Source organism: Sphingomonas sp. RS6 (assembly GCF_054489705.1).
Map to the genome: position 1 here is coordinate 439,524 of NZ_JBTMWM010000002.1, position 21,964 is coordinate 461,487.

At 68.8% G+C, this 21,964-nt stretch carries 20 protein-coding genes; 14 read left to right on the forward strand and 6 right to left on the reverse strand.

Annotated elements, in window-relative coordinates:
* Positions 1-154: 154 nt before the first annotated feature.
* Positions 155-1,672, forward strand: coding sequence for a hypothetical protein (locus tag ACX40Y_RS06905; RefSeq protein WP_459118800.1), 1,518 nt, complete (start codon positions 155-157; stop codon positions 1,670-1,672).
* Positions 1,673-1,738: 66 nt separating this feature from the next.
* Here the strand turns inward: ACX40Y_RS06905 and ACX40Y_RS06910 are convergent, their stop codons facing one another.
* Both ACX40Y_RS06910 and radC read right to left on the reverse strand, forming a co-directional pair.
* Positions 1,739-2,728, reverse strand: a complete 990-nt coding sequence (locus ACX40Y_RS06910) for an alpha/beta fold hydrolase (protein ID WP_459118801.1) — start codon at positions 2,726-2,728, stop codon at positions 1,739-1,741.
* Positions 2,729-2,952: 224 nt separating this feature from the next.
* The gene (radC, locus tag ACX40Y_RS06915) at positions 2,953-3,636 is read right to left on the reverse strand and encodes a RadC family protein (RefSeq protein ID WP_459118802.1); all 684 of its coding nucleotides are present in this window, start codon (positions 3,634-3,636) and stop codon (positions 2,953-2,955) included.
* A 254-nt stretch (positions 3,637-3,890) separates the two neighbouring features.
* On the opposite strand from radC, the gene ACX40Y_RS06920 reads away from it, so the two are divergent.
* From ACX40Y_RS06920 to ACX40Y_RS06955, 8 genes are all read left to right on the forward strand, one after another.
* The gene (locus tag ACX40Y_RS06920; RefSeq protein WP_459118803.1) at positions 3,891-4,175 is read left to right on the forward strand and encodes an AtpZ/AtpI family protein; all 285 of its coding nucleotides are present in this window, start codon (positions 3,891-3,893) and stop codon (positions 4,173-4,175) included.
* Positions 4,172-4,954 carry a F0F1 ATP synthase subunit A gene (locus tag ACX40Y_RS06925; RefSeq protein ID WP_459118804.1) on the forward strand — a complete coding sequence of 261 codons (783 nt, stop codon included), beginning with the start codon at positions 4,172-4,174 and terminating at the stop codon, positions 4,952-4,954. The genes ACX40Y_RS06920 and ACX40Y_RS06925 overlap by 4 nt, the downstream gene beginning before the upstream one ends.
* A 69-nt stretch (positions 4,955-5,023) precedes the next feature.
* On the forward strand, positions 5,024-5,236 hold the full coding sequence (locus tag ACX40Y_RS06930) for a F0F1 ATP synthase subunit C (protein WP_010544368.1): 213 nt from the start codon (positions 5,024-5,026) through the stop codon (positions 5,234-5,236).
* A gap of 22 nt (positions 5,237-5,258) precedes the next feature.
* On the forward strand, positions 5,259-5,753 hold the full coding sequence (locus ACX40Y_RS06935) for a F0F1 ATP synthase subunit B family protein (RefSeq protein ID WP_459118805.1): 495 nt from the start codon (positions 5,259-5,261) through the stop codon (positions 5,751-5,753).
* A complete protein-coding gene (locus ACX40Y_RS06940) occupies positions 5,746-6,297 on the forward strand; it encodes a F0F1 ATP synthase subunit B family protein (protein WP_459118806.1) in 552 nt (183 codons plus the stop codon). Before ACX40Y_RS06935 ends, ACX40Y_RS06940 begins: the two co-directional genes overlap by 8 nt.
* Before the next feature lie 37 nt (positions 6,298-6,334).
* On the forward strand, positions 6,335-6,541 hold the full coding sequence (locus tag ACX40Y_RS06945) for a hypothetical protein (protein ID WP_459118807.1): 207 nt from the start codon (positions 6,335-6,337) through the stop codon (positions 6,539-6,541).
* Between the two features lie 247 nt (positions 6,542-6,788).
* Positions 6,789-8,711: an excinuclease ABC subunit UvrC gene (uvrC, locus tag ACX40Y_RS06950; protein ID WP_459118808.1), complete on the forward strand. Its 1,923-nt coding sequence runs from the start codon at positions 6,789-6,791 to the stop codon at positions 8,709-8,711.
* Between the two features lie 113 nt (positions 8,712-8,824).
* Positions 8,825-11,644 (forward strand): DUF3857 domain-containing protein, encoded by a 2,820-nt coding sequence (locus tag ACX40Y_RS06955; RefSeq protein ID WP_459118809.1) that lies wholly within the window; start codon positions 8,825-8,827, stop codon positions 11,642-11,644.
* Between the two features lie 9 nt (positions 11,645-11,653).
* Here the strand turns inward: ACX40Y_RS06955 and ACX40Y_RS06960 are convergent, their stop codons facing one another.
* On the reverse strand, positions 11,654-12,031 hold the full coding sequence (locus tag ACX40Y_RS06960) for a PRC-barrel domain-containing protein (protein WP_459118810.1): 378 nt from the start codon (positions 12,029-12,031) through the stop codon (positions 11,654-11,656).
* A 115-nt stretch (positions 12,032-12,146) separates the two neighbouring features.
* Between ACX40Y_RS06960 and recO the strand changes: the two genes are divergently transcribed.
* From recO to ACX40Y_RS06980, 4 genes are all read left to right on the forward strand, one after another.
* Positions 12,147-12,878 carry a DNA repair protein RecO gene (gene recO / locus ACX40Y_RS06965; RefSeq protein WP_459118811.1) on the forward strand — a complete coding sequence of 244 codons (732 nt, stop codon included), beginning with the start codon at positions 12,147-12,149 and terminating at the stop codon, positions 12,876-12,878.
* 76 nt (positions 12,879-12,954) lie between these two features.
* Positions 12,955-14,007 (forward strand): 3-isopropylmalate dehydrogenase, encoded by a 1,053-nt coding sequence (gene leuB, locus ACX40Y_RS06970; RefSeq protein ID WP_459118812.1) that lies wholly within the window; start codon positions 12,955-12,957, stop codon positions 14,005-14,007.
* Entirely contained in the window at positions 14,004-15,107 is a 1,104-nt protein-coding gene (locus ACX40Y_RS06975; protein ID WP_459118813.1) for a glycosyltransferase, read from the forward strand. Before leuB ends, ACX40Y_RS06975 begins: the two co-directional genes overlap by 4 nt.
* A 108-nt stretch (positions 15,108-15,215) precedes the next feature.
* Positions 15,216-16,997 (forward strand): hypothetical protein, encoded by a 1,782-nt coding sequence (locus ACX40Y_RS06980; RefSeq protein ID WP_459118814.1) that lies wholly within the window; start codon positions 15,216-15,218, stop codon positions 16,995-16,997.
* Positions 16,998-17,022: 25 nt separating this feature from the next.
* Here the strand turns inward: ACX40Y_RS06980 and ACX40Y_RS06985 are convergent, their stop codons facing one another.
* Both ACX40Y_RS06985 and ACX40Y_RS06990 read right to left on the reverse strand, forming a co-directional pair.
* Positions 17,023-18,141 (reverse strand): NADH:flavin oxidoreductase, encoded by a 1,119-nt coding sequence (locus ACX40Y_RS06985; RefSeq protein WP_459118815.1) that lies wholly within the window; start codon positions 18,139-18,141, stop codon positions 17,023-17,025.
* Positions 18,142-18,246: 105 nt separating this feature from the next.
* On the reverse strand, positions 18,247-19,941 hold the full coding sequence (locus ACX40Y_RS06990) for an acyl-CoA dehydrogenase (RefSeq protein WP_459118816.1): 1,695 nt from the start codon (positions 19,939-19,941) through the stop codon (positions 18,247-18,249).
* Between the two features lie 47 nt (positions 19,942-19,988).
* On the opposite strand from ACX40Y_RS06990, the gene ACX40Y_RS06995 reads away from it, so the two are divergent.
* The gene (locus ACX40Y_RS06995; protein ID WP_459118817.1) at positions 19,989-20,930 is read left to right on the forward strand and encodes an L-threonylcarbamoyladenylate synthase; all 942 of its coding nucleotides are present in this window, start codon (positions 19,989-19,991) and stop codon (positions 20,928-20,930) included.
* Positions 20,931-21,403: 473 nt separating this feature from the next.
* Here the strand turns inward: ACX40Y_RS06995 and msrA are convergent, their stop codons facing one another.
* Entirely contained in the window at positions 21,404-21,946 is a 543-nt protein-coding gene (gene msrA / locus ACX40Y_RS07000) for a peptide-methionine (S)-S-oxide reductase MsrA (protein WP_459118818.1), read from the reverse strand.
* Between the last annotated feature and the right edge of the window lie 18 nt (positions 21,947-21,964).

Consider the following 21,964-nt stretch of genomic DNA (forward strand, 5'->3'; position numbering starts at 1 on the left):
CGTCGCCCTCCTTATGTCCCCTGGGGTCTAAGGTTTGGTTAACGCGGCATTATTCATGCGCGGGCGGCGATTGCGTCACGGATCGTCGCAGGTCAGCAACCGTTCACCCGCGGGGGCCGAAGACGGTGAGACAAGCGTTGCGGGAGTCGATCGCGTGAGAGGATCAAGTCGAAACTGGATGGGCGCGCTGGGCATGGGCGCACTGGGCACCGCGACGCTGCTGATCGCCGCCGCCGCGCCCGCTTATGCGCAGAACGAGCGCGTCATCACCGCCGGCAGCGACCGGGGCATGAACGACGGCGCCGAATATCGCTGGATCGACCGCGCTCACGCGCTGTGGGAGGCGCTCGGCGATGCGCCGCCCGATTATGCCTTTGCGTTCGACGGTGGCGAGCCGGTGGCGTGGGAGACGAGCGACGGCTATTGGATCGTCGTCGAGGACGGGCCCGACGGCACCGACACCTATTTCTTCGCCCCCGGCGAGCGCGGGCCGTTCCTGGTGCGCGAGGCCGATCGCAGCTTCGGCTATCAGGGCAGCGAGGTCGCCGCGATCTATGAAGCCTCGGGCGACTGGGTGCCGCCCGAGGAGGGCGCCGGCTATGTCGAGGAAGGCGAGCGGCTGTATGCGCGCGGCCGGCGGCTGCGCGACGCGCTGCTCGACCGCCAGTGGCAGCCGGTCGACACGACCAGCTGGGTGAACCTCAACCTGTTCTTCATCGGCCTCGACCAGCGCTGGGATTCGGGCTGGCGCTACCATCGCTACGATAATCTGGCGCTGATCCAGCGGCAGCGCTGGGAAGCCGAGCGCCGCCGTCGCCGCGACCAGGCGGCGGCCTTTGCCCGCTGGCGCGCCGGCGGGTTCCAGGGACCGCCCCCGCCGGGGCTCGGTCATCGCTGGGATCATCGTCCGGGACGGCCGGGCTGGAGCGGCGGACGTCCGGGCCGGCCGCCGGTCGCGGGGCAGCCGGGGCGGCCGGGCAGGCCCGATCGTCCCGAACCCGCCGATCGCCCCGAATGGGCGGTGCCGCCGAGTGCCGGGCAGCCGGGCCGGCCGAACCGCCCCGACCGCCCGGGCCGTCCCGATCGCCCCGACCGTCCCGATCGCCCGGGCACGTCGCCGGGCGCCGCACAGCCCGGCAATCCCGGCCGACCCGGCCGCCCGTGGCAGCGCCCCGATCGCCCCGGCAGTCCCGACGGGGCGCCGAGGCCGGGCACGGTGATCGCCACGCCGGCGCCCAATCCGGGGCCACGCTGGCCGGTCAACAAGCCGGGCGAGGATCTGCGTCCGCGCGCCGAACGTCCCGATCGCGAGCCGGGCGAGGGACGGCCGTCGCCGCGCCCCTGGACGCCGCGCCCGCCCCGGGCGGCGCCGAGCCCCGCTGCGCCGTCCGCCGCCCCGTCTGCCGCCCCGTCTGCTGCACCGTCCGCAGCGCCGGAAATGCCGCGTCGCGGCGGCGGCTGGATGTCGCCGGGCTGGAGCCGGCCGGGGCGGAGCGAGGCGCCGCAGACAAGCGCACCCCGCCCGGCCGCGCCGCCGCGCCCGGCGGTCGCCGCGCCCGCCGCCGCACCGGCTGCCCGGCCGCCGTCACCACCGCCCGCCGCCCGCCCCGCGCCATCGCGCCCGGCCCCGGTGCAGCGGCCGATGCCCACCCGGCGCGAGGTGCCGGAATAGCGGCATTCCAGGCCGGGCTGAATCGAAGGTGCTTCTCGGCTTGAGAAGAGGCGCCTGACGGGACGTTCAGTCCTTCCGCGGGCGGGCGGCGTTCTGCGCGACCTGCTCGACGATCGCGGCGACATGCTGGGGCGGGACTTCATGCCCCATGCCGGGGATGAGCAGGAAGCGGGCGTCGGCGATGGTCTTCGCAACCTCCTCGCCCGACCGATAGGAGATCAGCGGATCGTCCTCGCCGTGGATGACGATGGTCGGAACGTGCAGCGTCGCCTGCCGTGCGCGGAGATCGCCCAGGACGAGCATCGCGGCGCCCTGCCGCGCAAAGCCGAACGGGTCCGCGTCCCTGGCGACGGTGGCGCGGGCGAGTTCGTCGGTCCTGCGCTCGTCCAGCGTCGTGCCGCGACCTGCCAGCGCCTTCGTCACCGCGATCTGCCGGTCGATCAGCTGCGCGGCGGTCCATCCCGGCTGGGGCTGCGGCACGGCGCCCATCCGCGCGGGATCGGCAGGAAGCGGATGGGCGGGATTGCCCGAATTGGCGGCGATCAGGGCGAGGCTGCGGACGCGATCGGGGTGGGCGAGCGCAACCAGCTGGGCGAGCGTCGCCCCGCCCGAGAGGCCGAGCAGATCGGCGCGTTCGATTTGCAGCCGATCGAGCAGGCCGACGATATCCTGCGCCATATCCTGCGCGCGATAGGGCAGAGGCGGCTCTCCCCCGGTCGCCATCGCGCCGAAGATCGCGGCCCAGTCCGGCATGCCGGCGCGGGTGAAATGGGTGGATTGCCCCGCGTCGCGATGGTCGAAGGTGATGACGCGAAAGCCGCGCGCGACGAGCCCGTCGATCAGTTCGGGGGGCCATTCGATCAGCTGCATGCCGGTGCCGGCGACCAGCAGCATCGGGCGCCCCTTGGCGGGACCGTGAACGCGGTAGCTGATCTCGATGCCGTCGGCGACGGTGACGGCCGAGACGGGCGGCGTTTCGATGCGATCAGGGGCGGTCTGCGCGCTGGCGCTCCCGCTGATGGCCAAGAGCAGGAACATCGTCGCCAGTCGCTTCATCTTGCCTCTCCCCGTGTCTCGACTTCGGCCAAGGCGCTGTCGTCTGGATGTTTTGGTGCGCGAGGGGCCGTCGAGACTTTGAACGACGTAGCCGATCCGTCGCCCGCGCGAAACAGGGGCGTCGCTCCACCAGCCTGCGGCTACCCCACTTTGGCGGAGGATCAATCAAAAGCGGCATCTCCCCGCCCAGGCTCATTTGCTTTCGGCTACTTTCTCGGGTGCCTCTAGATCAGTCCGCGCGCGCGGAGGCTGATATGGCCTTCGCGGCCGATCACGACGTGATCGTGGACGACGATGCCGAGCCGCTTGCCGACATCGGCGATGGTGCGCGTGATCTCGATATCGGCGCGGCTGGGGGAGGGATCGCCCGAGGGGTGGTTGTGGACGAGGATCAGCGAGGCCGAGCCGAAATCGATCGCGCGGCGGATCACCTCACGCACATGCACCGGCGCCTCGTCGATCGAGCCTTCGCTCATCAGATCGTCGCGGATCAGCATGTTGCGCGTGTTGAGATGGAGCACGCGGAACCGCTCGATCGCGTGATGCGCCATGTCGGCGCGCAGATAATCGAGCAGCGCCTGCCAGTTGGCGAGCACCGGCCGGTCGCGCACATGCGAATGGAGCAGGCGCAGCGCGGCGGCGTGCGCGGCCTTGAGCGCGGCGGCGCTGGTTTCCCCCATGCCCGGGAAGCGCGCGATCGCCGCGGCATCGGCGGTGAGCAGCCCGGCGATGCCGCCGAACTGATCGAGCAGCGCCTTGGCCAGCGGCTTGGTATCGCGCCGGGGAATCGCCAGCGCGAGCAGATATTCGACGAGCTCGTGATCGAGCAGCGCGTCCGGCCCGCCCTCGAACAGACGCTGGCGCAGGCGCGCGCGGTGGCCGCTATTGTCGGGAGGATCGGCGGGCATCGCCGCGACTATGCAGGGCGCGCCCGCCATCCGCAATGATCTCGTCCCGCGCCGCCAACTTGTTATCAGCAATCGGGCGGGTGCGGACAGCTGGGCGCGGCGAGCGGGACGACGCGAGGGTGTCCGCAACGGTTGACTCGGTCGATTGGTCTTCCTAAAGCGCCGGTACATCGCGACCCCGGGGGTTGGCGATGCTGTCTGTCGCCCGCCATTAAGCGCGGCGGCTTTTTCATATCTGGATCGCCGTGCTCGCCTTGACTGACGACCAAGCCCGTACCGACCTCGACCGGCGCATCGCTGATGCGAAGGCGGCGGTGCGCGCGTCGGAAGGGCCGGTGCGCAAGCCCGAAAAGGGCTATTCGCAGGGCTCGCGCGTGCTCGCCGAACTGATCGGCGCGCCGCTGGGCGGTGGGGTGATCGGCTATGCACTCGACAGCTGGCTCGGCACGTCCCCCTGGGCGCTGCTGATCCTGCTGACGTTGAGCGTGGTGGTGGCGTTTCGCAACATCTACAAGATTTCGAAGGAGCGCGCGGAGTGAGCGCCGGCAAAATCGATCCGATGGAACAGTTTCAGGTCGAACCGCTGTTCGGCCGCCATATCGAGCTGTTCGGCTACGACATCTCCTTCACCAATTCGGCGCTGTTCATGCTCGTCGTCGCGGCGATGCTGTACGTGTTCATGGCCGGCGGCATGCAGCGCAAGCTGATCCCCGGCAAATGGCAGCTGATGGTGGAAGGCGCGGTTGGCTTCATCGATTCGATGGTCAATGTGAGCATCGGCAAGGGCGGCAAGAAGTTCGCGCCGTACATCTTCTCGCTGTTCTTCTTCATCCTGTTCGCAAACCTGGTCGGCGTGCTGCCGCTGGCGATCCTGCCGGGCCTGCACACCTTTGCCGTCACCAGCCACATCACCGTCACCGCGGTGCTCGCCTTCTTCTCGTTCGGCATCGTGCTCGCCGTCGGTTTCGCCAAGCACGGGCTGAAGTTCTTCTCGCTGTTCGTGCCGCACGGCGCGCCGGGCTGGCTGATGCCGGTCATCATCCCGGTTGAGTTCGTGTCGTTCATGGTGCGCCCCTTCTCGCTGGGCCTGCGACTGTTCGTCGCGATGACCGCGGGGCACATCCTGCTCGAGGTGTTCGGCAGCTTCGTGGTGCAGGGCATCAATGCCGGCGGCCCGCTGGGCTGGCTGGTGAGCCTGCTGAGCTTCGCGATGATCGTCGGCGTAAGCGCGCTCGAACTGCTGGTCTGCGCGATCCAGGCCTATGTGTTCGCGCTGCTGACCTCGCTGTATCTCCACGACGCGGTGCACCTGCACTAAGTCGATCCGTTTCGAATTATCGTTTCTACCGAATTTTCTAGGGAGCTAGACATGACTGATCTGGGTGCAATGTACATCGGTGCCGGCCTCGCGGCGATCGGTATCGGCCTGGCCGCGCTGGGCGTGGGCAACGTGTTCGGTTCGTTCCTCGAAGGCGCGCTGCGCAATCCGGGTGCGGCAGACGGCCAGCAGGGCCGCCTGTTCATCGGTTTCGCTGCGTCGGAACTGCTGGGCCTGATCGCGTTCGTCGTCGCGATCCTGATCCTCTTCGTCGTCAAGTAAGCAAGAACGGAGGCCTCGGCCCATGCCGCAGCTATCCCAGATCGGTGAGATCTACGCCTCGCAGCTGTTCTGGCTCGCGATCGTATTCGCCCTCATCTATTTCGGGATCGGCAAGGCGATGGTCCCGAAGATCGAGCGGACGATGGAAGATCGCGCCGCCCGCATCGCCGGGGACATCGCCGCGGCCGAAGCCGCGCGCGATGCCGCGCGGGCTTCGGACGAGGCCTATCAGGCGGGGCTGGAAGCCGCCCGGGCCGAGGCGATGCGGATGGCCGCAACCGCCAAGGCCGAGGCTTCCGCCGCGACCGAAGCCCGGGTGAAGGCCGCCACCGCGGCCGACGAGGCCCGGCTGCACGAGGCAACGCGCGAGATCGCGGCGCGCGAGCAGGCGGCGCTGGGCGAAATCGAGGCGGCGACCGTCGAGGCGGTCGAGGCGATCGTCGCGCGCGTTTCGGGCGTCGCGGTCGACCGCGCCACCGTCGAACAGAATGTGAAGGCTGCGCTGGCCCATGGCTGAACATACCGCTTCGCTGAGCACGCAGGTCGGCACCGCCGAACTGCATCACGAGCCCTCGGCGCTCGGCATCACCGCGCCCGGCTGGGTCGCGCTGTCGATGCTGGCGGTGCTGCTGATCGTGCTGTGGAAGCGCGTGCCAGCGCTGGTCGGCGGCATGCTCGACAAGCAGATCGCGGCGATCCGCAATCAGCTAGATGACGCCGCCAAGCTGCGCGCCGAAGCCGAGGCGATGCTGGCCGAGGCCAAGGCCCGCACCGCATCGAGCGAGGCCGATGCCCGCACGATCGTCGCCAATGCCGAGGCCGAGGCCGCCGCGATGCGCGCCCGCGCCGAAGCCGATGCGGCCGAGCTCGTCGCCCGCCGCGCCCGCATGGCCGAGGACAAGATCGCCGCGGCCGAACGTGCCGCGATCCAGTCGATCCGCGCCAGGGCGGCCGATGCCGCGACCAGCGCGGCTGCTGCGATCATCGCGGACAAGCATGGGGCCGACGCCGACAAGGCGCTGGTCGACCAGGCGATCAAGGGCCTTGGCCGGGTCAACTGAACTGGCTTGGCCCGCGACGCCGCGCTAAAGGGCGTCGATGGCCGAACCCAAACCAAGCTATCGCTGGCTGAGCGCCGGTGCCCTGGTGGCACTGGCGCTCGCTGCATTTGTGGCACTGATCGCCGTCCGCCACGCCGCCGACGACCGCGCCCGCGACCGCGACATCCGCGCCCGCGCCGACCGCACGATCGAACGGATCGAGGCCGAGGTCGACCAGCTGGAGAATGCGGCCGGGGCGGAATAGGGCGGGGGTTCTTTTGGGGGCGCACATTCCTCCCCGGGACGGGGAGGGGGACCGTTCGCGTTAGCGAATGGTGGAGGGGGTCTGCCGCGGCGGACGCACTCGTGGATGGCCCCCTCCACCAAGCCGCTTCGCGTCTTGGTCCCCCTCCCCGTGCCGGGGAGGAATTTTTTGCGGCGCCCCACCTCCCCGTGCCGGGGAGGATCTAGGGGTTTGGCAATCGCTCGCTTGCGCGCCTACATCGGCGGCGATGAATGATCCCAAGTCCCCACAGCGGTTCAACGAGGAAAAGGCCACCTATGCGGTGCGCGGCGCCGATGCCCCCGATCTGGAGGCGGGGGTGGCGGCGATCCGCAACGTGCTGGCGACGCTGCCGGCGCGGCCGGGCGTGTACCGGATGCAGGATGCGCGCGGCGACGTGCTCTATGTCGGCAAGGCGCGCGCGCTGAAGAACCGGGTGACCAACTATACCCAGGTCCAGCGCCTGTCGAAGCGGCTCCAGCGGATGGTGGCGCAGACGCGATCGATGACGATCGTGACGACCAACAACGAGGCCGAGGCGCTGCTGCTCGAGGCGCAGCTGATCAAGCGCTATCGCCCGCCCTACAATGTGTTGCTGCGCGACGACAAAAGCTTTCCGTTCATCCTGTTGCGTCAGGACCATGATTTTGCGCGGGTGCAGCTGCATCGCGGCGCGCGGCGCTACAAGGGCGATTATTTCGGGCCGTTCGCCGGGGCGGGGCAGGTGCGCCAGACGCTGAATGCGTTGCAGAAGCTGTTCCTGCTGCGCAGCTGCACCGACGGTTTCTTCGCCAGCCGCGACCGGCCGTGCCTGCTCTATCAGATCCGCCGCTGCTCGGCGCCGTGCGTGGGGCGGATCGACCAGGCGGGCTATGCCGAGCTGGTGAACGATGCGCGCGATTTCCTGCAGGGCAAGTCGACCCAGGTGCAGGCCAAGCTGGGCGAGGCGATGCAGGCCGCCGCCGAGAATCTCGACTTCGAGCTGGCGGCGATCCTGCGCGACCGGCTGAAGGCGCTGACCTTCATCCAGGGCAGCCAGGCGATCAACGCGGAAGGCGTGGGCGATGCCGACATCTTCGCGCTGGCGGCCAAATCGGGCGTGATCGGGATCGAGGCCTTCTTCATCCGCGGCGGGCAGAATTGGGGGCATCGCAGCTTCTTCCCCACCCATATCCAGGACGTGCCCGAGGACGAGGTGTTCGCGGCGTTCCTGATGCAATTCTATGAGGACGTCCCGCCCGCGAAAAACGTGCTCGTCGACCGCGAGCTGCCCGAGGCGGAATTGCTGGCCGAGGCGATGGGCGAGCGCGCCGGGCACAAGGTGGCGCTGTCGGTGCCCCAGCGCGGCACGCGGCGCCGGCTGCTCGACCAGGCCAAGCGCAACGCCGAGGAGGCGCTCGACCGGCGGCTGGCGGAAAGCACGACGCAGGCCAGGCTGCTGCGCGAGATGGCCGAGCTGTTCGACCTGCCCGAGCCGCCGAACCGGATCGAGGTGTACGACAACAGCCATATCCAGGGCACCAACGCGGTGGGCGCGATGGTGGTCGCGGGGCCGGAGGGGTTCCGCAAGAGCCAGTACCGCAAGTTCAACATCAAGCGCCCCGAGACGATCGCCGGCGACGATTACGGGATGATGCGCGAGGTGCTGAGCCGCCGCTTCGCCCGCGTGCAGGACGAAGACCCGGACCGGACCAAGGGCGACTGGCCCGATCTGGTGCTGCTCGACGGCGGGCGCGGCCAGCTGAATGCGGCGCGGACGGTGCTGGAGGAGCTGGGCATCGAGGATGTGTGCATGGTCGGCGTCGCCAAGGGGCCGCATCACGGGCGCGACGGTCGCGAGGTGTTCCACCTGATGGACGGCAGCGAGCGGATGCTGCCGGTCAACGCGCCGTTGCTCTTCTACCTCCAGCGGCTGCGCGACGAGGTGCACCGCTTCGTGATCGGCGCGCATCGCGACAAGCGCGCCAAGGCGATCGGCGCGAGCCCGCTGGACGAAGTGCCCGGCATCGGCCCGGCGAGGAAGAAGGCGCTGCTGATGCATTTCGGCACGGCACGCGCGGTTCGTAACGCCAGCCTGGAAGATCTGAAAAAGGCGCCGGGCGTTTCCGCCGGTGTCGCCCAGCAGGTCTATGATTTCTATCACGCGGGATGATCGCGTGGCATTCTTCACCGACTTTTGAAGCTTTCCTGGCCAGTCCTGCACGCGATTTGAGTTGAGCCGATGCCGCCAGCCGCTAGGGTTGGCGCATTGCAGAGGGGGATTGGATGCTGGGTCGGAAGGCGATCATCGTTGCGTTGTTGAGCACGGCGGGCGTGGCACATGCGGGAGACAAGCCGCTCTATCAGGCGGCGCCGGGATGGGTGGCGGCGGCACCGGCGATCGATCCAGCCAAGATCAACGACGCCGCGCCGGTGGTGATGCTGTTCGACCAGCAGCAGCGGCTGGAGGACGGGCAGGTCTGGACCTATCTGGAAACGGCGCTGCGCATGGCATCGCCGCAGATGCTCACCCAGAGCGGCACGCTGCCGCTGCAATGGGACCCGAGCAAGGGCGACCTGATGATCCACAAGCTGCAGATCGTGCGCGGCGGCGAGCGGATCGACCTGATCGCCAAGGGCACGCGCTTCACCGTGTTGCAGCGCGAGCAGAAGCTGGAGCAATTCTCGCTCGACGGCACGCTGACCGCGACCGTCGCGGTGGAGGGGCTGCGCGTCGGCGACGTGCTCGACGTCGCGTTTTCGATCACGCGCAAGGACCCGACGCTGGGCGGCGACATGATGACGACCGCACCGCTGGTGCCGTCGCCGACCAAATTGGGGTTCGGCCGGGTGCGGTTGCTGTGGAAGGACGGCGTGCCGCTGAAATGGCGCGACTATTCGGCCGGGGTGGTGAATGCCGCGAACGCATCGGCGATCGAGCCCAAGCCGGTTGCCGGCGGCTATCGCGAGCTGCTGGTCCCGCTGCCCACCGCCAAGCCGGCCGAAGTGCCCGACGATGCGCCGCAGCGCTACAAGCCGATGCCGATCCTGGAGGCGAGCACCTTTGCCGACTGGCAGTCGGTATCGAAGACGATGGCGCCCTATTACCGCACCGAAGGCGCGATCGCGCCGGGCAGCCCGCTGGCGGCGGAGGTGGCGCGCATCGCCAAGGCGAGCAGCGATCCGCGCACGCGCGCGGCGATGGCGCTGCGGCTGGTGCAGGACGAGGTGCGCTACCTGTTCCGCGGCATGGACAACGGCAATTACGTGCCGCAGAAGCCCGCCGATACCTGGTCGCTGCGCTATGGCGACTGCAAGGCGAAGACGCTGCTGTTGACCGCACTGCTGCGCGCACTGGACATCGAGGCCGAGCCGGCGCTGGTGAGCAGCAGCATGGGCGATCTGGTCGCGGCGCGGCTGCCGTCGCCGGCGGCGTTCGACCATGTGATCGTGCGCGCCTCGATCGCCGGCAAGACGCTGTGGCTCGACGGGACGCAGGGCGGCAGCCGGCTGGAGGATCTGGACGACGTGCCGGCGTTCCGCGCCGCGCTGCCGGTGCGCGAGGCGGGTGCGGCGATCGAGCCGATGCCGCTGCATCCGCCGGCGCGCCCCGAGCAGGAGGCGGCGGTGACGCTCGACGGCAGCGCGGGCATCGATTTCCCGGCGCTGTTCACGTTCAGCATGACGTTCAACGGCGGCACCGCCGAATCGCTGCGCGGCATGAAGTCGCAGATCGATCAGGAAAAGCTGGGCGAGCTGATCGGATCGCAGATCAGCAGCGTGCTGGGCGTCAACAGCGCCTATGACCAGAAGATGGAGGACGATCCCGCCGCCGGGACGGTGACGCTGACCGCGAAGGGCATCGCCTATCCCGAATGGAATTACGACCGGGGCCGGTTCCGGCTCTCGCTCGACCGGACGGCGGAGGCGATCGACTTTTCGCCCAATCGCGGGCGCACGGCGTGGAAGAACATCCCGGTGGCGGCCGGCGCGTTCAACGATCGCCGCGTGACGACGCGGGTGAAACTGCCCGATGGCGGCAAGCAGTTCACGCTCGAAGGGCAGCAGACCCTGCCGGCGGCGCTGGCGACGATGCGGCTGGCGCGCAACGTTGCGCTGGCGGGCGACATGCTGACGATCACCGACCGGATGACATCGGGCATCGAGGAAGTGCCGGCCGACCGGATCGCGGCGGTTCGCGCCGAGGTGGCGCGGGTGAAGGCCGATCCGCTGAAGGCGGTGGCGCCGGCGGACCATCCGCCGCGTTGGAAAATGGTGCTGGCGACACGCGGCACCCAGCGGCTGGCGCCGATCCTGACCGCCTATGACAAGGCGATCGCGGTCAAGCCGGACGAAGCCGAAAGCTATACCAACCGTGCCTGGTTCAACGAGCGCATCTATGATTATCGCGCCGCCGCGGCCGATGTGACCAAGGCGATCGACCTGGAGGCGACGGCGGAGCTGCTCGTGCGCCGGGCGGGGCTGTATCACCAGCTGAACCAGGCCGATCTGGCGGTGAAGGACCTGGAGGCCGCGCTCGAGCTCGACTCGGCGTCGGACGGGGCGACCGCGATGCTGGCGTCGATCCGGGGCGATCAGGGCAAGATCGACGAGGCGAGGGCGCTGCTCGATCCGCGGATCGAACAGGGCGGCGACGGCAAGATGGGCTGGCAGATGGCGCTGGCCAATGTGCTGGCCGATGGCGGCGAGGTGGACGAGGCGCTGTCGATCCTCGACGACGCAGTGGCGAAGGCGCCGGGCAATGCGGCGCTGCTCAACGGCCGTTGCTGGATCCGCGGCACGCACAATGTGGGGCTCGACCTGGCGCTTCAGGATTGCACCAAGGCGATCGAACTGAGCCAGAATGCCGCGGCGATCCTCGACAGCCGCGCAATGGTCTATTTCCGCATGAACCGGCTGGCGGAGGCGGTGACCGACCTCGACGCGGCGCTGCTCGCCAATCCCGAACAGTCGGCGAGCCTGTTCATGCGCGGGGTGATCGCCGGGCGCACCAAGGCGAAGGACGCCGATCTGTACCTGAAGGGCGCGCGGATGATCGAGCCGCGCATCGACGAGCGGTTCGCCGTGTGGGGCATCAAGCCCTGATCGAGTTCCTCAACCCGCGTCGGTGCGATCGACGCGGGCGGCGGTGAGCTGGTAATAGCCGGAGACGCGATCGGCATAGGCCTGGGTGAAATCGGGGGCGTTGTTCGACCAGCTCGGCCCGCCTTCGAGCACGCGGCGATCGATCGTGACGACATAGTCGTCGGCACCCGGATCATAGGCGAGCAGTTCGAACGGCAGCGGGTAGAAGCTCTTGCCCATGCCGAGAAAGCCGCCGAGCGCGAGCACCGCATAGCGCGTCGTGCCGCTGCCCTTGTCGACCATCATCGCGTGGATTTGGCCGATCGAATCGCCGTCGCGGCTGCGCAGCCTGAGCCCGTCGACCCGGGCGCTGACGAGCAGGCTGGTGGCTTCGGGCGTGTCGTTCATGGTGCGGCTTCCTCCAAAGGCTCGCGCGATCAATGCGCGAGCGGCCCCGGTCGTTCCGCGCGCGGTATCATCTCGCCCGTCGCCAAGCGCGGCGGCTGCGCCTACATCGGTCGCGATGCAGTTCCGCGCCGAAGCCATCATCGTCAGCGTGCGCCCGCATGGCGAGCATGGCGCGATCGTGCGCGCGCTCACCGCGGCGCATGGGTTGCAGCCCGGCTATGTCCGTGGCGGGCGATCGCGCGCGCTGCGCCCGGTGCTCCAGCCGGGCAATGTCGTGCAGGGCGAGTGGCGCGCGCGCACCGAGGAGCAACTGGCCGCGCTGACGCTGGAACTGACGCACAGCCGCGCGCCGATGTTCGCCGAGCCGCTGCCCGCTGCGGCGATCGCATGGGTGGCGGCGCTCACCGCGACGACGCTGCCCGAAGGACAGCCCTATGAACGGCTGTACGCCGCGCTGGGCGGGGTGCTCGATGCGATCGAGGCGGCGCCGGCGGCGCGCGGCTGGGCGGTGGCGCTGGTACGCTACGAACTGCTGGTGCTCGCCGAACTGGGCTTCGGGCTCGATCTCGGCCGCTGCGCGGTGACCGGCGGGGCGGAGGATTTGGCGTTCGTAAGCCCCAAGAGCGGGATCGCGGTGAGCCGCGCGGCGGCGACCGGCTATGAATCGCGGCTGTTGCCGCTGCCCCCGTTCGTGCAGGCGGGCGGCGAGGCCGATTGGGAAGCGATACTGGGCGGGCTGCGGCTCACCGGGCATTTCCTGGCGCGCGACCTGATGATCGGGCGCGGCGCGGAGGCGATGGCCGCGCGCGAGCGGCTGATCGATCGATTGCTGCGCGCAGTTGCCTAACCCGGTCCAACGCGGCTAAGCGACGGAACCAGTCCATGCCCGGGGGTCGCACGCGGGCTGTCGTCAGGGAAAATTGATGCCGCTGATTGCTGTTCTGCCCGGTGACGGGATCGGTCCCGAAGTCACCACCGAAGCCCGCCGCGTGCTCGAGGCACTGGACCTTGGCCTGACATTCGAAGAAGCGCCGGTGGGCGGGGCGGGCTATCTCGCATCGGGCCGGCCGCTGCCGCCCGACACGCTGGCGCTCGCCAAGCGCGCCGATGCGGTGCTGTTCGGCGCGGTGGGCGATCCGCGTTTCGAGGCGCTGGAGCGCCGGCTGCGCCCCGAGGCGGCGCTGCTGGGCATCCGCCGCGAGCTGGGGCTGTTCGCCAATATCCGCCCGGCGACGCTGTTCCCCGGGCTGGAGGGCGCATCGCCGCTCAAGCCCGAGGTGGTGAGCGGGCTGGACATCGTCATCGTCCGCGAACTGACCGGCGACGTCTATTTCGGCGAAAAGGGCCGGCGCACCGATCTGGAAGGGCTGCGCCAGGGCTTCGACCTGATGAGCTATAACGAGGCCGAGGTCGAGCGGATCGTCCGCGTCGGCTTCGAGATGGCCAAGCGCCGCCGCCGCAAGCTCTGTTCGATCGACAAGGCGAACGTGCTCGAAACGTCGCAGCTGTGGCGCGACGTGGCGAACGAGGTTGCGGTCGATTATCCCGAGGTCGAATTCACCTGCATGTATGTCGACAATGCGGCGATGCAGCTGGTGCGCGCGCCGGCGGCGTTCGACGTGATCGTCACCGGCAATCTGTTCGGCGACATCCTGAGCGACCAGGCGAGCATGTGTGCGGGATCGATCGGGATGCTGCCATCGGCATCGCTTTCCGCCTGGCAGGGCGCCAACGGCATGTACGAGCCGATCCACGGCAGCGCGCCCGACATTGCCGGGCAGGGCAAGGCCAATCCGTGCGCGGCGATCCTGTCCGCGGCGATGCTGCTGCGCCATTCGCTGGGCGACGAGGCATCGGCACAGAAAATCGAAAAGGCAGTTGGAGCAGCGCTCGTGAAGGGCGCGCGCACTGCCGATCTGGGGGGAAGCCTTTCCACCGCCGCGATGGGGGACGCGGTGTTGCAGGAGCTTCAGTGAGCACAGAATTGCTCGAACTCGCGGTCGTCATTCCGACGTTCAACGAGCGTGCCAACGTCCCGTTGCTGATCGAAAAGCTGGAAACGGCGCTGGCCGGCCGGCGATGGGAAGCCATCTTCGTCGACGACGACAGCCCCGATGGCACCGCCGAGGCGGTGCGCGCGCTGGGCCGGCGCGACCCGCGCGTGCGCGTGATCCAGCGGATCGGCCGGCGTGGCCTGTCCTCGGCGTGCATCGAGGGGATGTGCGCGACCGCCGCGCCGTGCGTCGCGGTGATCGACGGCGACATGCAGCATGACGAGACACTGCTGCCCAGGATGCTCGACGCGCTGCAGGGCGATCCCAGCCTGGACGTGGCGATCGGATCGCGCTTCTGCGACGGCGGCGGCACCGGCGAATGGGACCGCGACCGCGTCGCCAAATCGGCGTTCGCGACGCGGCTGTCGCGCCGCGTGCTCAAGGCCGACGTCACCGATCCGATGAGCGGCTTCTTCATGATCCGCACCGCGATCGCGCGCGAGCTGACGCCGCTGCTTTCGGCGATCGGCTTCAAGATCCTGCTCGACATCATGACGGCCAGCCCGCGGCCGCTGCGCTTCATCGAGCTACCCTATGTGTTCCGCACGCGGACCGAGGGCGAGAGCAAGCTCGATCATGTCGTGGCGATGGAATATCTGATCGCGCTGTACGACCGGATGTTCGGCAAGGTGGTGCCGGTGCGCTTCGCGATCTTCTCGGCGATCGGCGCGGCGGGGGCGGCGGTGCATCTGGCGGTGCTGTTCCTGCTGTTCCGCCTCGCCGAGCTGCCGTTCGTCACCGGCACGATCGTCTCGACCATCGTCGCGATGACGTTCAACTTCTTCCTCAACAACGCGCTGACCTATCGGGAGCGGCGGCTGCGCGGCGCGGCGGCGCTGTTCGGCGGCTGGGTGAGCTTCTGCGTCGTGTGCGCGGTGGGCGCGGTGGCGAATGTCGGCGTCGCGGCGTTCTTCCACAATGTCGAACATGGCGACTGGCGACTGTCCGCGCTGGCCGGGATCGCGGTGGCGGCGGTGTGGAACTATGCGCTGTCGTCGCGCTTCGTGTGGGGGCGATACTAAACACGCTGTCGATACCAATGTCTCATTCCCGAAATCATTTGATTTCGGGAGCCGACAGGCGTTTGATGCTGGCCGGTACCTGTCTGGCAGAAGATGAGGCATCGAACCATGCAGCGAATTCTGTTGTTCGTCCTTGCGCTGACCATGAGCCTGCCGGCGCAGGCGCAGCTGGGTGCGCCGGTGAAGAATGGCGAGACCAGCATTATCGTCACCGGCACGCGGCCGCGCGATTCGAAGGTGCCGATGAGCGACTGGCGGATGGCGGAGACGCCGCATGTCGTGGTGTTCGCCCAAGGCGACGAAAAGGCGCTGCGGCGGACCGCGGAGAATCTGGAGACGCTCCATTTCCTGCTCTCGGCGCTGTTCGGCCGGGTGGACGCGCCCGACGAGACGATCAAGGTCGCGGTGACGATGATCGGCGACGTCGCCACGTTCGAGCAGCTGCGGCTGACCGACCTGCGCTGGCAATATGGGCCGTTCCCGGAAGCGTTCGCCAAGTCGATCTATTATGATCCGCGCGACGAGGGTTCGGTGCTCGCGTCGACCGAGGACGGCGTCAACCTGATCCTCCAGCCCTCGCGCGGGCGTCCGACGAACCGCAACTGCACCGGCGGCGACAACGGGCCGGCGCTCGACAATTTCATCGTCGTGCGTCCCGATCCCGCCGGGCTGGCCAATGGTTCGCTGTCGCCCGACGTGTTCGACATTATCCAGCAGCTGCCGATGAACGAGATCGCAGTCTGCCAGTCGGCCGAATCGCGGCTCTATGCCGGGTTCGCGCAGAATTATCTGATGACCTATTTCCCGGCGGCCTATCCGCGCTGGTTCCTGCAGGGCTTTGGCGAGATGTTCGCGACGATGGCGGCGGGCGATGACTTCGTCGAATATGGCCAGCTGCCGACCGGGTTCACCAAGGTGATGGATTTTTACGGCGACTATCCGGTGTCGCACATCCTGGACGGCCGCTATCTGACGAGCAAGCGCGCCTGGACGCCCTATCATGCGTGGCGCATCGTCCATTTCCTCTATTTCTCGGAGGAGTGGAAACCGCGGCTGCAGGCCTATCTGGCGGCGCTGGCGCGCGGCGACGACCTGGCGAGCGCGGCGCAGGCGCTGGGCAATCCGGTTGAGCTGCAGCGGGCGGTGGCGCGTTATCGCGGGCGCAAGGTGCAGGGCGAGCGGATGACCTTTCCGGCCGAGCGCGCGGCGGAGGCGAGCATCCGCCGGCTGACCCGCGCAGAGGCCGGGCTGATCCGCGGGCGGCTCGAACTCGGCGCCCGGATCGAGGTGCCCGCTGATGACGGACGTGACCGGACCAAGGCGCTGGCGCGGCGTGCCGACTGGATCGCCCGGCTGCGCGACAATGCGACGCGCTTTCCCGACCTGATCGAGCACCAGCTGCTGCTCGCCGAGGCCGAATGCCGCGCCGGCAATTCGGCCGAATGCCTTGCCGCCGCCGACCGGGCGCTCGCGCAATTGCCGGCGGACACGCGGGCGCTGGTGTGGAAGGGCACGGCGACGACGCAGCTGGCCGCACGCACGCCCGGCGCCGAAGGGCGGCGGCAGGCAGCGGCGGGACGGCGGCTGATCGTCCGCGCCAACCGGCTCGATCCCGAAAGCAGCCTGCCGCTGATCGCCTATCATGACAGCTTTGCCGCGGTGGGCGAACCGGCGTCCGATGCGGCGGTGGAGGGGCTGATCAAGGTGGTCGGCGCGTCGCCCGCCGCGCCGACGACCCGGCTGAAGCTGGGTGAGGAACTGGTACGGCGCGAGCTCGAGTTCGAGGCGCGCAAGACGCTGTTGCCGGTGGCGAAGGGGCCGTTCGAGAGCCCCGAACAGCCCGCCGCCGCCGCGCTGCTGCCGAAGCCGGGCGCGGCGGGCGGGGGCTAGTTTATCGCCAGCCGGGCGGGGGGCGTCAGACCAGTTCGGCGAGCGCGGCGGGGCTGAAGTCGCTGAGACCGTCGCTGTCGCCGGCCTGCACCTTCTTCACCCAATCGGCATCGCTGATAAGCGCGCGGCCGACCGCGATCAGATCGAATTCGTCGCGCTCCATCCGTTCGACCAACCGATCGAGATCGGTGCGCTGCGAGGTTTCGCCGCCGAACGCCGCGATGAATTCGCCCGACAGGCCGACCGAGCCGACGCTGATCGTCGCGGCGCCGGTGAGCTTCTTCGCCCAGCCGGCGAAGTTGAGCCCGTTCTCGCCGTCCAGCTCGGGGAATTCGGGTTCCCAGAAGCGGCGCTGCGAGCAGTGCAGCACATCGACCCCGGCATCGACCAGCGGCTGCAGCCACGACGCCATTTCGTCCGGGGTGGTGGCGAGGCGGGCGGCATAATCCTGCTGCTTCCACTGGCTGAGGCGGAGGATCACCGGGAAGTCGGGGCCGACCGCCGCGCGCACCGCCTTCACGACCTCGACCGCGAAGCGCGAGCGTTCGGCGATCGTCGCGCCGCCATAGCCGTCCTCGCGGGTGTTGGTGCCTGCCCAGAAGAATTGATCGATCAGATAGCCGTGCGCGCCGTGGATCTCGACCGTGTCGAAGCCGAGCCGCTGGGCATCGGCGGCGGCCTTGGCGAAGGCGGCGATGGTGGCTTCGATATCGGCCTCGCTCATCGCCACGCCGCGCGGCTTTTCGGGCGCGACCAGGCCCGAGGGGCTCTCCACCGGGGCATCGGGCTGCCAGTTGCGATCCGGGCCGAAGGTGGAGCCGGTGTGCCAGATCTGCGGCGCCATCTTGCCGCCGGCGGCGTGCACCTCGTCGATCACCTGCTGCCAGCCGGCCAGCGCTTCGTCGCCGTGGAAGAAGGGGATGTTGGGATGGTTGCGCGAGGCCGGACGGTCGATCACCGTGCCTTCGGACAGGATCAGCCCCACCCCGCCTTCGGCGCGACGGCGATAATAGGCGGCATTGGCCGCGCCGGGGATGCCGGCGGGCGCGAAGGTGCGCGTCATCGGCGCCATCACGATCCGGTTGGGCAGATCGAGCGACTTGAGGCGGAACGGACGGAACAGCGTATCGGTGGACGCGGACATGAAGCGCGAGACTCCGTTGCGGATTGAAACTTAGCCTAAGCTGGGGCGTCGCGCGCGGCGATCAAGGGCCACGCGCGATTATCGTTCCGTCTGCCTAACGGTCGGTCAGGCCGCGAACGCTGCCGCGTCGACCGCGTAGAGCGCCGAGGCCGGCGCCATCGCCGCCGCCTTCAGCCCCAGCGCCTCGGGCACGATCTGATCGACATAGAAGCGCGCCGCCGCCTGCTTCATCGCGAGGAAGGCGGGATCGCCCTCGGCATCGGCGGCGATCCGGCCCTGCCGCTCCATCAGCCAGCCGCAGGCCGCGACCGACACCATCGTCAGGAACGGATAGCTGGCGGCGAGGCGATCGTCGGCATCGACGGCGAGCAGATGCGCGGTCACCTCCGCACAGGCATCGATCAGCGTCCGCAGCGCATCGTGGCGGGCCTCGCCGCGCATCTCGTCGAGCAGCGCGGTCAGCGCCGCGCCGCCGTCATGCGTGAGCTTGCGGCCCACCAGATCGGCGGCCTGGATGCCGTTGGTGCCTTCATAGATCGGGGTGATGCGCGCGTCGCGGAAATGCTGGGCGGCGCCGGTCTCCTCGATATAGCCCATGCCGCCATGCACCTGGATGCCGAGGCTGGCGACTTCGTTGCCGATATCGGTGCCGTGCGCCTTGGCGAGCGGGGTGAGCAGCTCGACGCGCGCGGCAGCCGCGGTGTCGCCGAGCCGGGCGCGGTCGAGCTGGCCAAAGGCATAATAGACCAGCGCGCGCGCGGCCTGGGTCTGCGCCTTCATCCGCATCAGCATGCGGCGGACATCGGGATGCTCGACGATCGCGGCGGGCGCGCCGGTGCGCACGCCCTGCACCCGATCGCGCGCATAGGCGACCGCGCGCTGGGTGGCGCGCTCGGCCACCTGCACGCCCTGGAGCCCGACATTGAGGCGGGCATTGTTCATCATCGTGAACATCGCGCGGATGCCGCCGAGTTCGGGCCCGATCAGCTCGCCGATGCAATCGTCATTGTCGCCGAAGCTGAGCACGCAGGTGGGCGAGGCGTGCAGGCCCATCTTGTGTTCGATCGACACCACCTTGATATCGTTGAACGCGCCGGGCGTGCCATCGGCGTTGAGCCGGTATTTGGGAACGAGGAACAGCGACAGCCCCTTGGTGCCCGGCGGCGCATCGGGGGTGCGCGCGAGGACGAGGTGGACGATATTGTCGGCCATATCGTGATCGCCGAACGAGATGTAGATCTTCGTCCCCTTGATCCGCCAGCGGCCGTCGCCGATTGGATCGGCGCGGGTCTTGAGCGCGCCGACATCGCTCCCCGCCTGCGGCTCGGTGAGGTTCATCGTGCCGGTCCATTCGCCGGTGGCGAGCTTCGGCAGGTACAGCGCCTGTTGCTCGGGCGTGCCGTGATGCGACAGCGCCTCGATCGCGCCGACGGTGAGCACCGGCGCGAGCGCGAAGCCCATGTTCGCGGTGCCCAGCGTTTCCAGCACCGCGACCGACAGGCTGACCGGCAGCCCCTGGCCGCCATGTTCGGCGGGCGAGCCGATCGTGCCCCAGCCGCCATCGACATAGGCGCGATAGGCCTCGGCAAAGCCCGCCGGCATCTTCACGCCGTCCTCGGTCCAGCGCGCGCCCTCCGTATCGCCCAGGCGATCGAGCGGCGCCCATTCGCCGGCGGCGAACTGGCCCGCGCCGTCGAGCACCGCGTCGATCAGATCGGGCGTCGCCTCGCCGGCGATCTCGGACAGGCGGACGATATGATCGAGCACGAAGCGCTGATCGGCGGTTGCGGGGGTGAACATCGCATCCTCTCTTGTCGGTTTTCCGCGATCGCTATAGCGCGTCCGGCGTGAGCCCGACAAATCCGCGCATCTTACCCTACGGCGAGGCGGCGATCGCCGACGCCGCGGCGCTGATTCGCGCCGGCCAGTGCGTCGCGGTGCCCACCGAAACCGTCTATGGCCTCGCCGCCGACGCCACCGATTCGCTGGCAGTGGCGGGCATCTATGCCGCCAAGGGGCGACCGTCGTTCAACCCGCTGATCGTCCATGTCGCCGATCTGGCGACCGCCGAGACGATCGCCCGCTTCGACGAAACCGCGCGCGGGCTGGCGGCGCGGTTCTGGCCGGGGCCGCTGACGATGGTGCTGCCGCTTGCCGAGCGATCGCCGGTGGCCGCGCTGGTGACCGCGGGGCTTGGCACCGTCGCGCTGCGGATGCCCGATCACCGGGCGATGTGCGCGCTGATCGTCGCAAGCGGGCGGCCGCTGGCGGCGCCCTCCGCCAATGCCAGCGGATCGATCAGCCCGACGCGCGCCGCGCATGTCGCCCAAAGCCTGGCCGGGCGCATCCCGCTGGTGATCGACGACGGCGCGACGCCGCAGGGGATCGAATCGACGATCGTCGAACCCGGGCTGCGCCGCATCCTGCGGCCCGGCCCGATCACCGCCGACATGCTGCCGGGCTTTGCGGCTGGCACCGGGCAGGGCGATGCGATCACGGCGCCGGGGCAGCTTGCCAGCCATTATGCGCCGGGCAAGCCGGTCCGGCTCGAGGCGCGCGAGGCGGCGGCCGACGAATGGCTGATCGGGTTCGGCGCGGTGGCGGGCGATGATACGCTGTCGGCATCCGGCGACCTAAACGAAGCGGCGGCGAGGCTGTTCGATGCGCTGCACCGCGCCGATGCCGCGGCCAGGCCGCGCATCGCGGTGGCGCCGGTGCCGGGCGACGGGCTGGGCGCGGCGATCAACGACCGGCTGGCACGCGCCGCGCACCCGCGCGATCCGGCCTGAACACGCGCGACAAGCCTGCCTTGGCGGGTCGACCGGCACGCGCAACGCTCGAAAAGTAGCGCCAATTTGGTCGCAACGGTTACGACCAGCGGCATCTGTCTCAATTTGGGTATAACGTTTGCATTCGATTCTTTACAAGTTGATTGCAAGCCATAGATTTCGTTACGGTTCGTAACTCAGTTCACCAAGAAGCCGAGTGCGATATCACGAAGGGTGGGATTGTCTGATGCGCGAAGCGACACTGCATTCCGGATCTTTTCTTCGGCCTGCAACCGGTTTCGGCGCGATCTTCTTGGGCACAACACTCTTCAAGCGGAACCCGGACTTCGTTGATGCTGCCCCCGCCGGGGCGCAGGGCGATGTTTAGGACGTCGCGTTCGGCCGGGCCGGCCGCGACGTAACACCCCCCCGTGGGAGGGCGCGGCGGCCGATGTCGCCGCGCCCTCTTTCGCATCGGGTGCGATGCGCCCCGCTCAGGCGGCGGTTTCCTTCACACGATTGGCAAAGCTTTTGCGCAGCTTGCGGAGCTTGGGCGGGATCACCGACAGGCAATAGGGATTACGCTGGCCTTCGCCTTCCCAATATTCCTGATGATAATCCTCGGCTGGCCACCACTGGCCCAGCGTTTCGATCGAAGTGACGATCGGCTCCGGCCAATCGGGGCGGGCGCGTTCGATCGCGTCCATCGCCTCGCGTTCCTGCTCGGCCGAATGCGGGAAGATCGCCGAGCGATACTGGGTGCCGATATCGTTGCCCTGGCGGTTGAGCTGGGTGGGATCGTGCGTCGCGAGGAAGATGTCGAGGATCTCGCCATAGCTGATCTGATCGGTATCGAAGCTCACCCGGATCGCCTCGGCATGGCCGGTCGTGCCGGTGCAGACTTCCTTGTAGGTCGGGTTGTCCTTGGTGCCGCCGATATAGCCGCTTTCGACCGACTGGACGCCGATCACGTCGTTGAACACCGCCTCGGTGCACCAGAAACAGCCGCCGGCGAGCGTCGCGGTTTGGATAGACATTGTTAACTCCTTGCCTGT